General features: G+C 72.6%; 15 protein-coding genes and 1 pseudogene. 11 read left to right on the top strand and 5 right to left on the bottom strand.

From position 1 onward, the window contains the following. The first annotated feature begins 12 nt into the window (after nt 1-12). From DVA86_RS20800 to DVA86_RS20775, 6 genes are all read left to right on the top strand, one after another. Nucleotides 13-819, top strand: a complete 807-nt coding sequence (locus DVA86_RS20800) for an ABC transporter permease (protein ID WP_208880422.1) — start codon at nt 13-15, stop codon at nt 817-819. Nucleotides 820-932: 113 nt separating this feature from the next. Further along, the gene (locus tag DVA86_RS20795; protein ID WP_245997686.1) at nt 933-1667 is read left to right on the top strand and encodes an ABC transporter ATP-binding protein; all 735 of its coding nucleotides are present in this window, start codon (nt 933-935) and stop codon (nt 1665-1667) included. Between the two features lie 67 nt (nt 1668-1734). Beyond that, the gene (locus DVA86_RS20790; RefSeq protein WP_208880419.1) at nt 1735-2715 is read left to right on the top strand and encodes an aliphatic sulfonate ABC transporter substrate-binding protein; all 981 of its coding nucleotides are present in this window, start codon (nt 1735-1737) and stop codon (nt 2713-2715) included. Next, the gene (locus DVA86_RS20785; protein WP_208880417.1) at nt 2712-4178 is read left to right on the top strand and encodes a sulfatase family protein; all 1467 of its coding nucleotides are present in this window, start codon (nt 2712-2714) and stop codon (nt 4176-4178) included. Before DVA86_RS20790 ends, DVA86_RS20785 begins: the two co-directional genes overlap by 4 nt. A 74-nt stretch (nt 4179-4252) precedes the next feature. After that, nucleotides 4253-6661, top strand: coding sequence for a glycoside hydrolase family 43 protein (locus tag DVA86_RS20780; protein WP_245996826.1), 2409 nt, complete (start codon nt 4253-4255; stop codon nt 6659-6661). A 67-nt stretch (nt 6662-6728) separates the two neighbouring features. Further along, nucleotides 6729-7460, top strand: a complete 732-nt coding sequence (locus DVA86_RS20775) for a GPP34 family phosphoprotein (RefSeq protein ID WP_208880413.1) — start codon at nt 6729-6731, stop codon at nt 7458-7460. A 105-nt stretch (nt 7461-7565) separates the two neighbouring features. Here DVA86_RS20775 and DVA86_RS20770 read toward each other — a convergent pair whose 3' ends face one another. Then, nucleotides 7566-8012, bottom strand: a complete 447-nt coding sequence (locus DVA86_RS20770) for a sensor histidine kinase (RefSeq protein WP_208880411.1) — start codon at nt 8010-8012, stop codon at nt 7566-7568. 477 nt (nt 8013-8489) lie between these two features. Between DVA86_RS20770 and DVA86_RS20765 the strand changes: the two genes are divergently transcribed. Then, the gene (locus tag DVA86_RS20765) at nt 8490-9707 is read left to right on the top strand and encodes a MalY/PatB family protein (RefSeq protein WP_208880410.1); all 1218 of its coding nucleotides are present in this window, start codon (nt 8490-8492) and stop codon (nt 9705-9707) included. 140 nt (nt 9708-9847) lie between these two features. On the opposite strand, the gene DVA86_RS20760 is transcribed toward DVA86_RS20765, so the two are convergent. Next, nucleotides 9848-10747, bottom strand: a complete 900-nt coding sequence (locus DVA86_RS20760) for a hypothetical protein (RefSeq protein ID WP_208880408.1) — start codon at nt 10745-10747, stop codon at nt 9848-9850. 145 nt (nt 10748-10892) lie between these two features. Continuing rightward, nucleotides 10893-11675: an SAM-dependent methyltransferase gene (locus tag DVA86_RS20755; RefSeq protein WP_208880406.1), complete on the bottom strand. Its 783-nt coding sequence runs from the start codon at nt 11673-11675 to the stop codon at nt 10893-10895. Nucleotides 11676-11876: 201 nt separating this feature from the next. Here DVA86_RS20755 and DVA86_RS20750 point away from each other — a divergent pair, with 201 nt between their 5' ends. The 3 genes from DVA86_RS20750 to DVA86_RS20740 all read left to right on the top strand — a co-directional run bounded on the left by DVA86_RS20750 (nt 11877) and on the right by DVA86_RS20740 (nt 13915). Then, nucleotides 11877-12269 carry a hypothetical protein gene (locus tag DVA86_RS20750; RefSeq protein ID WP_208880405.1) on the top strand — a complete coding sequence of 131 codons (393 nt, stop codon included), beginning with the start codon at nt 11877-11879 and terminating at the stop codon, nt 12267-12269. An 84-nt stretch (nt 12270-12353) separates the two neighbouring features. Beyond that, the gene (locus DVA86_RS20745; RefSeq protein ID WP_208880403.1) at nt 12354-13406 is read left to right on the top strand and encodes a hypothetical protein; all 1053 of its coding nucleotides are present in this window, start codon (nt 12354-12356) and stop codon (nt 13404-13406) included. 65 nt (nt 13407-13471) lie between these two features. Then, the gene (locus tag DVA86_RS20740; protein ID WP_208880402.1) at nt 13472-13915 is read left to right on the top strand and encodes a DNA-binding protein; all 444 of its coding nucleotides are present in this window, start codon (nt 13472-13474) and stop codon (nt 13913-13915) included. Nucleotides 13916-13985: 70 nt separating this feature from the next. Here DVA86_RS20740 and DVA86_RS20735 read toward each other — a convergent pair whose 3' ends face one another. Continuing rightward, nucleotides 13986-14849: a glycoside hydrolase family protein gene (locus tag DVA86_RS20735; RefSeq protein ID WP_208880400.1), complete on the bottom strand. Its 864-nt coding sequence runs from the start codon at nt 14847-14849 to the stop codon at nt 13986-13988. Nucleotides 14850-14857: 8 nt separating this feature from the next. Between DVA86_RS20735 and DVA86_RS20730 the strand changes: the two are divergent. Further along, nucleotides 14858-14986, top strand: a pseudogene (locus tag DVA86_RS20730) (IS481 family transposase); the annotation flags it as partial. Here DVA86_RS20730 and meaB read toward each other — a convergent pair. Continuing rightward, nucleotides 14983-15936 carry a methylmalonyl Co-A mutase-associated GTPase MeaB gene (meaB, locus tag DVA86_RS20725; RefSeq protein WP_208880399.1) on the bottom strand — a complete coding sequence of 318 codons (954 nt, stop codon included), beginning with the start codon at nt 15934-15936 and terminating at the stop codon, nt 14983-14985. The pseudogene DVA86_RS20730 and the gene meaB sit on opposite strands and share 4 nt — an antisense overlap. Nucleotides 15937-16070: the final 134 nt, after the last annotated feature.

Below are 16070 nucleotides of genomic sequence, written 5' to 3'. Positions count from 1 at the left end.
GGCGAGGCACCCATGGCCGTGATCACACCACCCGAGAAGACCGCCGCGCGGCCCAAGCAGCCGCGTACGGCGCGCCGCGGCGTGCACCCTCTGCTGCTCAACCTGCTCGCCGTCGTACTCGGCCTGGTCGTCTGGGCGATCGCGTCGCTCGGCGTGGAGAACCTGCCCGGGCCCGTGAGCGTCGCGGAGCAGGCCGGCAAGATGATCTCCGACGGGTCGCTCCTGGACGACACGCTGGCCAGTCTGCGCCGCGTCTTCCTGGGCTTCGCGCTCGGCACCGTCGCGGCCGTGCCGGTCGGGTTCCTGATGGGCTGGTACCCGGTGGCACGCGGCCTGATCGAGCCGCACATCCAGTTCTTCCGTACGATCCCGCCGCTGGCGCTGATCCCGCTGGCGATCGTGCTCATGGGCATCGGGGAGACGCCGAAGATCTTCGTGATCTTCCTGGCGGCGTTCATGTCCTGCGTCGTCGCGGCCTTCCAGGGCGTCGTCGACGTGGACAAGACGCTGATCAACGCGGCCCGGGTGCTGGGCGCCTCGGACCGCACCATCTTCGTGAAGGTCGTCGTGCCCGCCTCCACCCCGTTCATCCTGGTCGGGATGCGGATCGGGCTCGGCGCCTCCTGGGCGACGGTGGTGGCCGCCGAACTCATCGGAGCCCAGGAGGGGTTGGGCTTCCGCATGCAGAAGGCGTCCACCTGGTACGAGATCCCCACCATCTTCGTCGCCCTGATCACCATCGGCGTGCTCGGCCTGGCCATGGACCGGCTGCTGCTGCTCGCCGAACGACGGCTTACCGGTTGGCAGGAGCGCCGATGATCGACAAGACCTCCCTCCAGGACAAGAGCTCCCCTGAGGAGAAGACCTCGCCCGAGGACAGGACCTCACCCGAGGACAAGATCTCCTTTCAGGACGTGGTGAAGACCTTCCCGATGAAGGACAGCACCTTCACCGCGCTCGACCACGTGTCGCTGGACATCGCCGACCGGGAGTTCGTCACGGTCGTCGGGCCGTCCGGCTGCGGCAAGAGCACCCTGCTGAGCATGGCCGCGGGACTCGTCGAACCCACGTCGGGCCAGGTGCTGGTGGACGGCGCCCCCGTCGCGGGCCCGGGCCCGGACCGCGGCGTGATCTTCCAGCAGTACGCGCTGTTCCCCTGGCTTACGGTGCGCGACAACGTCGAGTTCGGGCTGAAGCTGGCCGACCTGCCCGCCGCCGAGCGCAAGCGGCGCGCGGAGCACGCCATCGACCTCGTCGGGCTCGCCGACTTCGCGGACTCGCTGCCCAAGACGCTGTCCGGCGGCATGAAGCAGCGCTGCGCGATCGCCCGCGCGTACGCGGTGAACCCGAAGGTGCTGCTGATGGACGAGCCGTTCGGCGCGCTCGACGCCCTCACCCGCGTGCAGTTGCAGGACCAGCTGCTGGAGACGTGGCGGCAGGAGCAGCGCACCGTCCTGTTCATCACGCACGACGTCGACGAGGCCGTCTACCTGGCCAGCCGCGTGGTGGTGATGGCCGCACGGCCCGGACGGGTGCACCGGGTGCTCGACGTCGACCTGCCGTATCCCCGTACCGAGGAGATCCGGCTGTCCCCGGAGTTCGCCGCCATCCGGAACGAGGTGTGGCACTCCGTCTACCACCAGAGCCAGCCGACGCCCGCCGGCTGACCGTACGCCCACTCGCTTCCGCCACCCCCCGCGCTTCCCTGTCACTCCCCGAGAGGACTGCTCCGCCATGCCCAGCAGCAGGATCCGGCGTGCCCTCACGGCCGCCTCCGCGGCCTCCATGCTGGCGCTCTCCCTGAGCGCCTGCGCCGAGGACACCGCCAACGACTCGACCGTCAACTTCGGCTACATCGGCGACTACAACGGCGTCAGCCTGCTGGCCATCGCCAAGAAGCAGGGCCTGTGGAAGGAGGAGGGCCTGGACGCGAACGTCAAGCAGTTCAACGACGGCCCCATCCAGGTGCAGGCCCTCGGCGCCGGCGACCTCGACTTCGGCTACATCGGCCCCGGCGCCATGTGGCTGCCCGCGTCCGGCAAGGCCAAGGTCGTCTCGGTCAACACCCTCGCGTACGCCGACCGCGTCATCGCCCAGCCCGGCATGACCTCGATGAAGGACCTCAAGGGGAAGAAGGTCGGCATACCCGAGGGCACCTCCGGCGACATGGCGCTCAACCTCGCGCTGGAGAAGGCCGGGATGGACACCAAGGACGTGGAGAAGGTGCCGATGGCACCGGCGACCATCGTGTCCGCGTTCTCCTCCGGGCAGATCGACGCCGCGGGCATCTGGTACCCGCTGATCGACAACATCAAGAAGAAGGTGCCCAAGCTCGAAGAGGTCGCCAGCACCCGGGACATGGGCAGCTCCTTCCCCACCGCCTTCGTCGCGGGCAACAAGGTCAAGCCGGAGCTCAGCACCAAGGTGATCAAGGTGCTGCAGAAGGCGAACGACTGGCGGGCCAAGCACCCGGAGGAGGCCATCGCCGAGTCCGCGAAGATGCTCAAGCTCAGCGAGAGCAAGGTCAAGGCGGATGCCGCGAACGTCGAGACGCTGCCGACCTCCGACCTCGTCGCCAAGACCAAGGACGGCACCGTCGACAAGTGGCTGAACGTCCTCGGTGACTTCTTCGTCCGCAACGGCCAGCTCGACTCCCGGCCGGACCCCTCGGACTACTACACCGGCGACCTCTACACGAAGGCGTACAAGAAGTGAACCTGCTGTTCCTGATGACCGACCAGCACCGCGTCGACACGCTGGGCTGCTACGGCAACCCGCACGTGGCCACCCCCCACCTGGACCGGCTCGCCGCGACCGGCACCCGCTTCGACCGCTGCTACACGCCCACCGCCATCTGCACCCCCGCGCGGGCCAGCCTGCTCACCGGCCAGGCGCCGTTCCGGCACCGGCTGCTCGCCAACTACGAGCGGAACGTGGGGTATCTGGAGGACCTGCGGGACGACGCGTTCACCTTCTCCGGCGCGCTCGCCGAGCAGGACTACCAGCTCGGCCTGATCGGCAAGTGGCACGGCGGCACCCACCGCAACGCCGCCTCGTACGGCTTCGACGGACCCGACCTGCCCGGCTGGCACAACCCCGTGGACCACCCCGACTACCTCGCGTATCTGGAGGAGCGCGGGCTGCCGCCGTACCGGATATCCGACCACGTGCGGGGCACCACGCCCAACGGCAACCCCGGCAACCTGCTCGCCGCGCGGCTGCACCAGCCGGTGGAGGCGACGTTCGAGCACTACCTCGCGACGCGCGCCATCGAGCAGCTGGAGAAGTACGCGGCGGACGGGCGGCCGTTCTTCCTGGCCACTCACTTCTTCGGGCCGCACCTGCCGTACCTGCTGCCGGACGCGTACTACGACATGTACGACCCGGAGCTGGTCGAGCTGCCCGCGTCCATCGCGGAGACCTTCGAGGGCAAGCCGCCCGTGCAGCGCAACTACAGCGCGCACTGGACGTTCGACACCATCCCGATCGAGGTCACCCGCAAGCTGATCGCCGTCTACTGGGGCTATGTCACCCTCGTCGACGAGCAGATCGGCCGCATCCTCACCCGGCTCGACGAGCTCGGCCTGAGCGACGACACGTCCGTCTTCTTCACCGCGGACCACGGCGAGTTCACCGGCGCGCACCGGCTGCACGACAAGGGCCCGGCGATGTACGAGGACATCTACCGCATCCCCGGCATCGTCCGGATCCCCGGAGCCGAACCGCAGGTCAGGGACGAGCTGGTGACGCTCACCGACTGCACCGCGACCATCCTGGACCTCGCGGGCTGCGACCCCGAGCAGGCGGTGGACAGCCGCAGCCTGGTGCCGCTGGTGCGCGGCGAACACCCGGACTGGGCACCGGACCTGGTCGCGGAGTTCCACGGGCACCACTTCCCGTACCCGCAGCGGATGCTGCGCGAGGACCGGTACAAGCTCGTCGTCAACCCCGAGTCCGTCAACGAGCTGTACGACCTTCAGCAGGACCCCGACGAGCTGCACAACCGGTACACGCACCCGGAGTTCCAGACCGTACGCCGGCGGATGCTGCGCAGGCTCTACGACCTGCTGCGGGAGCGCGGCGACAACTTCTACCACTGGATGACGCCGATGTACGACATCGGTGCCTCCGACTACGACGCCAGCCTCAGTTCGTTCGAGCCCGAGGGGGCCACGTGATGAGACGCACCTCAGGACGGAGCCGCAACCGGAGCCGGAGAGCCGGACCGAGTACGGGGCCGGTGCGGGCCGCGGTGCTGAGCACCGCGGCGCTGCTCCTGTCGCTCACGGCGGGGCTGCTGCCCGCGCCCGCCGGGGCGGCGGGCGGCGCCCAGACGGCCCAGATCGCACAGGCGGCCCAGACGGCCCAGACCGCCCAGACGGCCGAGTCCGCCCGGTCGGCTCGTGCCGCCGCCGACAAGCCGGCGCCGCGCGCCGGCACGTACACCAACCCCGTCACCAAGGGCACAGTCGACACCTTCCCCGACCCCGTGACCATCCGCGGCAAGGACGGCCTCTGGTACGCGTACGGCACCCAGAACCCCGTCTTCCAGTCGCGCGGCGAGTCCGCCGAGCGCATGCTGCCGATCCTCCGCTCCACGAACATGGTCGACTGGGAGTACGCGGGCCAGGTCTTCACGCCGCGGAACCAGCCCGCGTGGCACGGCGGTTCACGGCTGTGGGCTCCTGACATCCGCTACACCGACGGCGTCTACACCCTGACGTACTCGGTCCCCGGCAAGAACAACATCGGCGTCGCGACCGCCCCCACGCCCACCGGCCCGTGGACCGACAAGGGCGCCGCGCTGCCGACGCCCAGCGGCTGCCCCACCGGCGGCATCGACCAGGCCCTGTTCACCGACCGCGACGGCACCCCGTACATGTACTGGGGGAGCTACGACACGCTCTGCGTCGCCAGGACGAACGCCGACCGCACCCGTATCGAGGGCGAGGTCACCCAGGTCGCGCAGGGCCGCCGCATGGAGGGCGCCTTCGTGATCCGGCGCGGCGGCCACTACTACCTCTTCTACTCCGACGCGGGCTGCTGCGACGGCGCGTTCAGCGGCTACCAGGTCAAGGTCGGCCGATCCACCAGCCCGGCCGGGCCGTTCACGGACGCCGAGGGCGTCGACCTGATGGACCGCACCAGCAAGGGCACCGCCGTCGCGGGCGCCAACGGCAACCGCTGGATCGGCCCCGGGCACAACTCCCTGCAGACCGACCTGGCCGGCCAGGACTGGCTGGTCTACCACGGCATCCCCGCCGAGCAGCCGGACCTCGAACGCACCCCCGGCGTCGACAAGCAGCTGTCCAAGCGCCCCACGCTCATCGACCGGCTCGACTGGATCGACGGCTGGCCCGTCGTACGCGCCGGCGCCGGCCCCTCCGCGGGCCGCCAGCAGGCGCCCGTGACCAGCTGGGACGTCGGCAGCACCTTCAACGACGGCTCCCTGGACGGCTGGCACGCCGAGGGCGCCGGCACGGACGGCTGGTCGCTCGCCGAGGAGAAGGACGCCCGTACGCACGTCACGCACGCCGGCGGGGACGCGCCCGCGTACCTGGTGTCCGGCCGTACGGCACCCGCGCGGGTGCGCGCCGAGGCCGACCTCAAGGCCGGTCCGCCCGGCGGCGCGGCCGGACTGACCGTCGGCTACCGCGACCCACGCAACCACGTCACCGCCTGGCTGGACCGGGACCGGGGCGCACTGGTCACGGACGTGGTGGTGGACGGTACGAGCCGCGGCGAGCGGGTCACCGCGCTGCCGCGGAACTTCCGCTGGGGCGACTGGCGGAACGTCGCCGTCGAGGTGCGCGGCACCCGTATGACCGTCGAGGTCAGCGCGGACCGGCTGGGCGACCCGGTGGCCACGCAGGAACGTGGGCTGCCCGCGGCGGCGGCCCGCGCCGGGAAGGTCGGCACCGCGGCACGCGGCGGCGGCACCGCGGCGGACAACGTGGGCGCGGTCACGGCGCACACCCCGGTGACCAGCCGGGTGCCGGAGCCGGAACCGGGGGCGCTGCTGCCGGAGTACAGCGACGAGTTCGACGGCGCCGCCGTGCCCGGCACGGGCCCGGACTCGCCCTGGTCGTGGGTACGCGGCCGGGCTCCCGGCACCGCCATGACCGGCGGTGCCCTGTCCTGGCCGACCCAGAACGCCGAACTCAGCCTGAACACCGACACGGCGTCCGTCCTCACCCGGGACGCGCCGAAGGGCGACCACACGGTCGAGACGAAGATCGACTTCGCCCCGGACCAGCCCGCCCAGCAGGCCGGCATCCTGCTGTACGAGAACGACGACAGGTACGTCAAGAACGTGCACTCCGTGCTCCCGCTGAGCCATCTCGACGGCGCGTACACGCACGTCAGCGAGTTCGGAAAGGAGGGCGAACGGCCCACCACCACACCTCCGACGCCGGTGGCCAACGCCCCGATGTTCGGCGGCCCCACGGCCCGCACGATGTGGCTGCGGCTCGCGTACCACCGCGACACGGCACGCGGCGAGCACGAAGTGCGCGCCTCGACCAGCCGCGACGGCGAGCACTGGGTGCCGAACGGGGTGTGGACGCTGCCCGCGAAGGGCGACCTGAAGATCGGCCTCGCCGCCATGAACCGGGCGGGCGCCACGGCACGCTTCGACTACGTGCGCACGTACGGCGGTTGACGCGCCCGTCGGCAGGGTCCCGCTCTCTCGGGGGCGGGCCCTGCCGGTGTGGCACGGAGAAGGGAGGATGGAGGACGTGTCTGCTGCCGCGCCGCAACGGCTGTCCCTGCCCGAGGAGTTCGTGCTGCTGTCCCACCTGCCCGACGGCAGAGTGCACGGCAAGGCCCGCGCGGTGATCGGGGCGGCGGCCGCCGAACTCGGCGAGCTCGCGTTGCGCGGACGGCTGGCCGTCCGTGCCAAGAAGACGAAGGTCTTCGGCTTCGAGGGCTACCAGATGCACGGTGTCGACATCGAGCTGCTCGACACCACCCTCACCGGCCTCGCCTGGGCCGACGCGCTGCTCGCCGAACTGGGGGAGCAGTGCGCCGCGTCCGGCGGCTCCCGTGTGCGCCTCAACCGCTGGTTCCGGCGGCACCACGGGGCGTTCGCGCTGCACCGGGACGCGCTCGCCGCCCGTGGCCTGCTGCGCCCCGGCGGCCGCGCCGGCCTGTTCACCTCGCGGCTGCGGCACCACCCCGACCCGGGCCTGCGCGAGGCGCTCGTCGCGGACGTGGGGGCCGCCCGCAGCGGGCAGGCCCCGCTCGACGCGCACATGCTGTTCCTGGTCGACCTGACCGAGACCGTCAGGCTGCGCGAGGCCATGGGCATCCGGCACAACACGCGCTGGCTGCTGGACCGGGCCCGGGGCATCGGCACGGCGGCGGCCGTACCGGAGGAGATGCGGGACACCAGCGCGGCGCTGGCCGCGCGGGTGCCGAGCAATGACAACGACAGGCAGTACGGGCGGCCCCGCCTCTGAGGGGCCCCGGCCCCCCCAGCCGGTGTCCGGCGCGGCGCGGTCCCGTGGCGGCGCGGTCCCGCTGCGGCGCTTCCCGCTGCGGCGCTTCCCGTAACGGCACGTCCGCTACGACGCGTCCCGTGACTGCGCGCCCCGTGACGGAATGCGGGCCTCCAGGACGAAGCCGCCCTCGGGGCGGCCCTCGGCCCGCAGTTCGCCGCCGAGCAGGCTCACGCGCTCGCGCAGCCGGATCAGGCCGCGTCCGGGCTCCGCCGCGGCGGCCACGGGTCCGGCGGTGCTCACCTCGACGTCGACACGGTCGGCCCCGTATCTGACCCGGACCTTCGTCGAGCACTCCCGCGCGTGCTGCAACGCGTTGGTGAGGCCCTCCTGGGCCACGCGGTAGACGGCCAGTTCGACGTCCCGGTCCAGCTCCCCGCGTTCGCCCTCCAGCAGCATCACGACGGGCTGGCCCGCCCTGCGGGCCTCGTCGGCCAGGTCGTGCAGCCGTTCGGCGTCGGCGGCGCGCAGGGACTGCCACCAGCGCGCCAGTGTGGACAACTGCTGCTTCACGTGCGGTGCTTCCCCCGTATCACGTACGCGGACCCGCCGCCGCGCGGCGGACGCGCCGGCGCGAGCGGGAAACGGAAGAAGCGCTGTGCGCGCCTGCTCATGGGGACCTCCTTCAGGTCCGACGCTACGGACGGGACTTCTCGGGCGAATCACCAGTCGGAACCCACTTGCGTGTAGCTCGCACGGGGGACAGGACTCTGCGGCCCGCTTCGGGGGCGCCCCACCGGCGCCGGGGCGCCCCCGAAGCGGGGCCGCAGAGTCCTCGCGACGGCCCCGCCGCACAGCATGCTGACCCTCCGCCTTTACGTCAACAAAACGGAAAAAACCTTGAGGAAATGCCGCGCTGCCCCCCGGCATGCCCGGCATGCCCGGCACGCCCCGCCGGAAGGCCGCGGGGGAGCGCCTGGCGGCAGCCGGCGCGCGTAAGGAGCGCGGTCATGTCTGTCACTTACGCTAAGCCGCGCCTATCTTGATCCCATGGACAGCACGCCGCGCGACACCGCCCCCGCCGACCCGTCCGACCCGGCCGCCGACCACACCGGACCCCCGCTGCGTCAGCTCTCCCTCACACAGCTCAGACGGCGTACGAGCATGAAGTGGCGCGCCTACCCCGAGGACGTACTGCCGCTCTGGGTGGCCGAGATGGACGTCCCCCAGGCCGAACCGGTCGTACGCGCCGTCACCGACGCCATGCGGCTCGGGGACACCGGTTACCCGGCGGGGACCCCGTACGCCGAGGCCCTGTCGCGGTTCGCGCGCGACCGGTGGGGCTGGGACGGGCTGGCCGTGGACCGTACGGCGATCGTGCCCGACGTGATGCTCGGCATCGTCGAGATGCTGAAGCTGGTCACCGGGCCCGGCGACGCGGTCGTGGTCAACTGCCCCGTCTACCCGCCGTTCTACCAGTTCGTACGGAACATGGACCGGCGCGTCGTGGAGGCGCCGCTGGACCCGGACGGGCGCCTCGACACCGCCGCGCTCACCGCGGCGTTCACGCGCGCCACCAGCGGCGGGCGCCCGGCCGCGTACCTGCTGTGCAGCCCCCACAACCCGACCGGCACGCTGCACACCGCCGCCGAACTGACCGCGGTGGCGGCGCTGGCGCACGAGCACGGCGTACGGGTCGTGGTGGACGAGATCCACGCGCCGGTCGTCGCCGGCGGCAGCGCGTTCGTGCCGTATCTGAGCGTGCCCGGCGGATCGGACGGGCTGTCGCTGATGTCGGCGTCCAAGGCGTGGAATCTGGCCGGGCTCAAGGCCGCGCTCGCCGTCGCCGGAGACGGCGCCGCCGACGATCTCGCCCGCCTCCCGGAGGAGGTCGGCCACGGGCCCAGTCACATCGGGATCATCGCGCACACCGCCGCGCTTGACGACGGCCGCGACTGGCTCGACGCCGTCCTGGCCGGGCTCGACCGGAACCGCGAGCTGCTGGCCGGGCTGCTCGCCGAGCAGCTGCCCGGGGTCCGCTACCGGCCGGGCGAGGCCACGTACCTCGCCTGGCTGGACTGCCGGGAGCTCGGCCTGGGCGACGACCCGGCGGGCGTGTTCCTGGAGCGCGGCCGGGTCGCCCTGAACGCGGGAGCGGACTTCGGCACGGGCGGCGCGGGGCACGTACGGCTCAACCTGGCGACGTCGCCCGCGGTGATCACCGAGGCGGTGCGGCGCATGGCCACGGCGGCACGCGCGACGGCGTAGCGGACGGAGTACGCGCGACGGCGGCGGACGGAGAGCGGCGGACGGAGAGCGGCGCAACGGGCGGAGAGCCGGACGGCCGGCCCGGTGCGGGACCGGGCCGGCCGCCGTGCGGTGCTGCACGGTGCCAACCGCGCGTACGGTCAGGGCACTTCGACCGGCGTGCTGTTGCGGCTGTCGGGCATGTCCAGGAAGGCGCCGTCGTACCAGCTGGTCGCGCCGGCGCTGACGGTGCCGTTCGAGCTCGCGGTGACCGTGCCGCTGTACTCGCCCTTCTCACCCGTGGTGAGCGTCTCGCTGTCGATGTCGTCGCCCTCGTCGGGCTGGAACCCGAGCGACACCAGCTGCCCCGGCAGCGGCGCCCAGCCGTCCGCCGTACGCCGCTCCATCGTGCCCTCCACGGTGACCTTCCGGCCGTCGGGCGTCGGCTCACCGGGCTTGAACGCGGTGTTCAGCCGGGCCTCGGACGGGTGGCCCTTGATGGTGGACCAGCTGCCCGTGCCGTCCCAGTTGGACGGGTCGGCCATGCCGTCCGGGTTGACGCGGTGGCCCGCCTGCAGGCGTACGTCAAAGTCGCCCGGCACCGGCTTGAACTCCTTGCGGTCGCGCTCCTCCACCTTCGCGTTCTCGAGGGTGAAGTTGCCCTGCGCGTCGGTCTTCGCCTCGCCGAGCGGCGAGTAGACGGTGGTGTCGCCCTCGTTGCCGCGGTAGGGGTTCTCCCAGGCCTGTACGACGTCGACCGACTCGTTGGCGGCCGGGGCACCGGGCGAGCCGTCCGGGCCCTTCTCGAACAGTCGGCCGGACACGGTGACTTCGTCGTTGTCGTAGTCGACGCTGTCTGTGCCGGCGGTCAGGTCGGTGAAGACGTACTTCTGCTCCTGTCGCTGTTCCTGCTTCCCTTCGTGCTGCGCCGCGGTCTCCGGCGCGCCGTCCGACGGCCCCGCGGTGGCGGCGGGCAGGCCCACGGCGAGCGACGTCACCAGACCTGCCGCCAGGGCGGCGGACACGGCGGCTGTACGAGCCCGCCGGCTGAGCTTCGGCATGTGTTCCCCCAGGAACGCGTGGTGGGTTGGGCGTACGGGCCTGGTCGTGCCCGTACGGACTGACACCCCGACGACTTGTCGCCCGGGCGAAGAGTTGTACAGCACGAGGTAAACACCGGGCAAAGAGCCGGGTGTTGGGGGAACGTCAGCGCAGCCGGCCCACGCCCGCGAACATGTTGGCCTGCTCGACGCCCACCGGCGTCTCGCCCTCCTCCGGGCGCCAGTGCTGCATGGGGACCACGCCGGGCTCGACGAGCTCGCAGCGGTCCGCGAACAGCGCCTCCAGCTCGCCACGGGAGCGCAGATACATCGGCACGCCGCGCCGGTTGTAGACCTCGGCCAGCGCGGTGGACCCCTGCGCCAGATCCGCCGTCGCCGCGGTGACGGCCAGATAGCTGCCGGACGGCAGCGGTGCCGTCAACCGCTCGATCAGCCCCGCCGCGTCCTCCACGAACTGCAGCATCGCGATCACCGTCACCCCGACCGGCCGGCTCAGATCCAGGGTCTCCCGCAGCTCGGGGGCCGCGAACAGGACCTCGGGGTCCCGCATGTCGGCCTCCACGTAGGCCGTACGGCCCTCTTCGGTGCCCGCCATCAGGGCGCGCGCGTGGACGAGCACGATGGGGTCGTTGTCCACGTAGACCACCCGCGACTCGGGGGCGACACCCTGCACCACCTCGTGCAGGTTGGGCGAGGTGGGGATGCCGGTGCCGATGTCGAGGAACTGGCGTACGCCGCACTCGTCGGCCAGCCAGTGCGCCATGCGCCGCATGACCGCACGGTTGACGCGCATGCTCGTCCACAGCCCCGGCCAGACCTTCAGGGCCTCCTCGGCCGCTTCCCAGTCGGGGGGATAGTTGTCCTTGCCGCCGAGGACGTAGTCGTACATACGGGCCGAGTGCGGCACCGTGGTGTCCACCTGAACCATGCTCGATCATCCCTGCTTTTCCGGCCGATGGCGCGCAGGATCAGTCTGCACCCGCGGGCCGCGCCGACGGAACTCGTACGGCCTCCCGGGGTGCGCAACGGGCCTTCGGCGAGGGGGCGTTGGGGTCGGAAAGGAGGGATGCGGGCGACGGCGGACTTGTAGCCTGACGGCAGAACGCCGAGCAGCCACGAGGGGGGTCGCATGGCCGGGGTGCCCACACCCGAGGACGTTCTCCGCCTGCTCCGGGCACATCTGGAACCGGACGAGTGGTCGGATCTGCTGTGGCGCCTGCGCCCGCCCAGCGAGACCGCCGTCCCCATGCGCCTGCCGCAGGGCACGGAATGGCTTCGGGACGCGGCCGACGCGCTGACCGGACTGGCCGACGAGGACGAGGAGTTCGCCGCCCGGCTGCGGGACGAGATCGACCGGCAGGGCGAGCGCGAGGAGTCCGGCAGACCGCCGCAGGGCGGCGGCTGGGGCGGTGGCCCCGGCAGCGTCGTCCTCGGGGACTTCCACGGCACCGTCAACACCGGCAGTCCGCCCGGCCCCGTCCTCGACCCGGACGACGACTGGCCGTCGGAGCCCTCCACGTGACGTGCCCCAGGCGCTCCGTACGCGGGGGCCCCGTGCGCCGGTCTCCCGTACGCGGTGGGCCTCCCGTACGCGCGGGAGCGGGCCGTGGGTGACATCGCCAAGGGCGTGCTCGGCGGCGCCTGGACGCTGGTCGCCGGGTGGATGCTGCCCACCGCGCTCAACCTCGCGGTGTTCTTCCTCGCCGTCGCCCCCGACCTGCGCCGGGTCGGCCCCGTGGCACGCCTGTGGCCCGGCTCCGACGTGGACACCGCGCTGCTGCTGCTCGTCTCGGCCGTGCTGCTGGGCCTGGTGCTGAACGCGCTGCAAGTCCCGCTGTACCGCGTGCTGGAGGGCTACGTGCTGTGGCCCGCGCCCGTGTACGCGCGCGGCTGCGCCCGCCACCGGGCCGCCAAGCAGGCCCTGGAGGGCCGGCTGGAGCTGCTGCGGCTGGAGCGCGCCGGCCCCGAGGGCCGCACCGAGGCCGACGCCGCCCGGGCCGCCGCGCTCCGCGCCGACCCGCGGATCGCCCGCGCCGCGCGGCGCGACCGTACGCGTACGACGGCCCAGCGGTCGCTGCTCCAGGAGGAGTTGAGCCGCTACCCGGCCGACGACGGGCAGATCGTGCCGACCCGGCTGGGGAACGCGATCCGGCGGCTGGAGGAGTACGGGCACAACCGCTACCGGCTCGACACCCAGACGCTCTGGAACGAACTCACCGGCACGGCCCCGCCGCAGGTCCGGCGGCAGGCGGAGACGGCCCGTACGAGCGTGGACTTCTTCGTCGCGCTCCTCTACGGGCACGCGGCGGTGGCGCTCGTCGCGCTCGCCGCCGTGTGGCGGGCGGGCACACCCGCGCAGCTGCCCGTGACGGCGGCGGTGCTGCTGGCGCTGATCCCCGTCTGGTACCGGTGCGCGGTCACGTCGACCGACGAGTGGGCGGCGGCCGTACGCGCCCTGGTGAACACCGGGCGGCGGCCGCTGGCCGACTCGCTCGGGCTCGTGCTCCCGCAGGACCTGGCGCGGGAACGGGAGATGTGGATGCTGGTCACCCGCATGTCCCGGCGGCCGTACCGGGACGCGGCGGTGGACGCGTTCGCCCCGTACCGGCTGGACCCGGCGGACACGCAGTGCCCCGTGCGCGGGCCGGGGAGCCCCTAGGTTGTGAACGGATCGTTCACAACGGTGTGTTGACATTGCTGCGTTGTGCGGCTCATGCTGGCCGTATGCCAGCGAATCCCGAACCCGGCCTGCCCGCCGACCCGTTCACGCCCCCGTCGCCCGACCAAGCACGGGAGCAGCGCGCGCACGCGTCCCTCTTCCGGATAGCCGAACGGCACGCGGCCACCGACGAGCAGCGCCGCCGCCAGGTCCACCCGTCGGTCCTCGGGCCGCACGAGGCCGTACGGCTCGTGTCGTTCCTGCTCAGCGGGGCCGCGCGGCCGGCCGACGGTGAGCCGGAGGTGGACCGGGCGGACATCACCGCGGCCCTGAGCCTCGTCCCGCGCGCACGAGGCGAGATGGACGAACTGGAGGCCGGACTCCTCCAGATGGCCAGGGGCCGCGGCATGACCTGGCAGGAGATCGCCTTCGGGCTGGGGCTCGGCACCCAGCAGGCAGCGCGGCAGCGCTACGAGCGGCTGGCGAGCCGTACGGTGTCCGACGCGTGACGGCCGCACGGCGTCCGACGCGTCGGCGGGGGCGTAACTCCGTACGGCGGGCCGCCGTTCAGGCCCCCGGTTACGCGGGTGCGTCGCGGTAGGCCCGGCCTGTCGCGTTCAGGGCTCCCCCGGGTGCGCAGAGGCCGGTGGGGCCGACCTCGGTGGACAGCGTGAACCAGGCGTGGCGTTCCACGTACGGCAGGGAGTTCAGCATGGGGACCACGGAGCTGACGAACGCGGTCTGCTCGGCCTCCGAGGGGTAGCGCGGGGTGGACCCGGTGAAGTCGGTCAGGGCGTACTCGGTGAGCCAGAGCGGCTTGTCCCAGCGGGCGTGCACCGCTTCGAGGTAGCCGCGCAGATGGTCCACGGCATCGGGGCCGAAGTCGGCGCCGTACCAGTGGACGGGGACGAAGTCGACGCGGAGGCCGCGTTCGGCCGCGCCGGTCAGGAACTGGTCGAGCCAGGAGCCCGCTTTGTCGGCGCTGTGGGCGACGGCGGGGGCGCCCAGGCGGAGGCCGGTGGCCTCCAGTTCGGGCCACAGTTCGAGGGCGCGGGCGGCGGGCATGTCCGCCTGGCCCGCCATGTCGGGCTCGTTGAAGCCGAGCAGCTGTGAGCCCTCGCGGGTGGCGTTGCCGAGGTCGGTGCCGTTGACGGCGTCGGCGCCCCAGATCATCGGCACGAACTCGACGCCCTCGGGGCGGGCCGTGTCCCCGGTGGTGGAGGCCCACGTGTAGTACCAGGAGGCGCCCACGCCGGTGACGGCGGCGCTCGCGCCGTCGAAAGGCGTGACGCTCACGCCCTTGCCGCCCGCGGCCTCGCTGCCGGGCGCGCCCGCGGAGGCGGGGGATTCGGCGGCGCGTACGAAGGCGGTGCCGAGCGCGGCGGCCGTACCGAGGGCGGCGGCGCCGCCGAGGAAGCGGCGCCGGGTGGGGTCGGGGGGCATGGGGGACCTCGAACACCGAGCGAACCGCAGCCCTGGCAAACTTCCTCCACACCTACAACCACCACCGCTGCCACACCGCACTCGACGGACACCCGCCCATCACCCGCGTCAACAACCCTGCGGGTCAATACAGCTAGCCCGTGATGCCCGCGATCAGTTCGTCCGCGGCCGTGTACGGGTCGAGGGAGCCGCTCACGATGCGTTCCGCCAGCGCGTCCAGCCGCCGTCCGCCGCGCAGTTCGCCCATCCGCTCGCGCAGCGCGGTCAGCGCGATCGTCTCGACCTCGTGTGCGGCCCGCCGTGCGCGGCGCTCGGCGAGGACGCCGCGCTCCTCCATCCACGCCCGGTGCTTCTCCAGGGCCTCGACCACCTCGTCCAGGCCCTCGTTCCGCGCCGCGACCGTCTTGACGATGGGCGGCCGCCAGTCACCGGGGGCGCGGGCCTCGCCCAGGCCGAGCATGTGGTTGAGCTCGCGCACGGTGGCGTCGGCGCCGTCGCGGTCGGCCTTGTTGACGACGTACACGTCGCCGATCTCGAGGATGCCCGCCTTCGCGGCCTGGATGCCGTCGCCCATTCCGGGGGCGAGCAGCACCACGCTTGTGTCGGCCTGCGCGGCGATCTCCACCTCGGACTGGCCGACACCGACCGTCTCGACGAGGATCACGTCGCAGCCCGCCGCGTCCAGCACCCGGATCGCCTGCGGCGCCGCCCAGGCCAGGCCGCCGAGATGGCCGCGGGTGGCCATCGACCGGATGTAGACGCCGGGGTCGGAGGCGTGCTCGCCCATCCGCACCCGGTCGCCCAGCAGGGCGCCGCCCGAGAACGGCGAGGACGGGTCGACGGCCAGCACCGCGACGCGTTTCCCGGCCCGCCGGTACGCGGAGACCAGCGCCGAGGTGGACGTCGACTTGCCGACGCCGGGCGAGCCGGTGAGCCCGACGACGTACGCATTGCCGCAGCGCGGCGCGAGCGCCGCCATCACCTCGCGGAGCTGCGGGGACGCCCCCTCGACCAGCGAGATCAGCCGGGCGACCGCGCGCGGCCTGCCCTCCCGCGCCTGCGTCACCAGCGTGGGGACGTCCACCATCGGTCGTGCTCCTCTGCTCTCACCGGCACCACTTGCACCAACGGCCCCGTACGGACCGCCCGTTACGGCCGCGCGCACATCGCGACCGTACGGGCCCGCCGTACGGAACGCCCGTTGCGGAAGGCCGTTGCCGA

Source organism: Streptomyces armeniacus (assembly GCF_003355155.1).
GTDB lineage: Bacteria > Actinomycetota > Actinomycetes > Streptomycetales > Streptomycetaceae > Streptomyces > Streptomyces armeniacus.
Note: the sequence above shows the minus strand (reverse complement) of the source record. Positions and strands in the feature narration are given on the sequence as shown.

Bases quoted from the DNA above. Each gene is read 5' to 3' on its own strand.
- DVA86_RS20800 (WP_208880422.1), top strand. From the start codon at position 13: ATGGCCGTGATCACACCACCCGAGAAGACCGCCGCGCGGCCCAAGCAG.
- DVA86_RS20795 (WP_245997686.1), top strand. From the start codon at position 933: ATGAAGGACAGCACCTTCACCGCGCTCGACCACGTGTCGCTGGACATC.
- DVA86_RS20790 (WP_208880419.1), top strand. From the start codon at position 1,735: ATGCCCAGCAGCAGGATCCGGCGTGCCCTCACGGCCGCCTCCGCGGCC.
- DVA86_RS20775 (WP_208880413.1), top strand. From the start codon at position 6,729: ATGGAGGACGTGTCTGCTGCCGCGCCGCAACGGCTGTCCCTGCCCGAG.
- DVA86_RS20765 (WP_208880410.1), top strand. From the start codon at position 8,490: ATGGACAGCACGCCGCGCGACACCGCCCCCGCCGACCCGTCCGACCCG.
- DVA86_RS20760 (WP_208880408.1), bottom strand. From the start codon at position 10,747: ATGCCGAAGCTCAGCCGGCGGGCTCGTACAGCCGCCGTGTCCGCCGCC.
- DVA86_RS20755 (WP_208880406.1), bottom strand. From the start codon at position 11,675: ATGGTTCAGGTGGACACCACGGTGCCGCACTCGGCCCGTATGTACGAC.
- DVA86_RS20750 (WP_208880405.1), top strand. From the start codon at position 11,877: ATGGCCGGGGTGCCCACACCCGAGGACGTTCTCCGCCTGCTCCGGGCA.
- DVA86_RS20740 (WP_208880402.1), top strand. From the start codon at position 13,472: ATGCCAGCGAATCCCGAACCCGGCCTGCCCGCCGACCCGTTCACGCCC.
- DVA86_RS20735 (WP_208880400.1), bottom strand. From the start codon at position 14,849: ATGCCCCCCGACCCCACCCGGCGCCGCTTCCTCGGCGGCGCCGCCGCC.
- meaB (WP_208880399.1), bottom strand. From the start codon at position 15,936: ATGGTGGACGTCCCCACGCTGGTGACGCAGGCGCGGGAGGGCAGGCCG.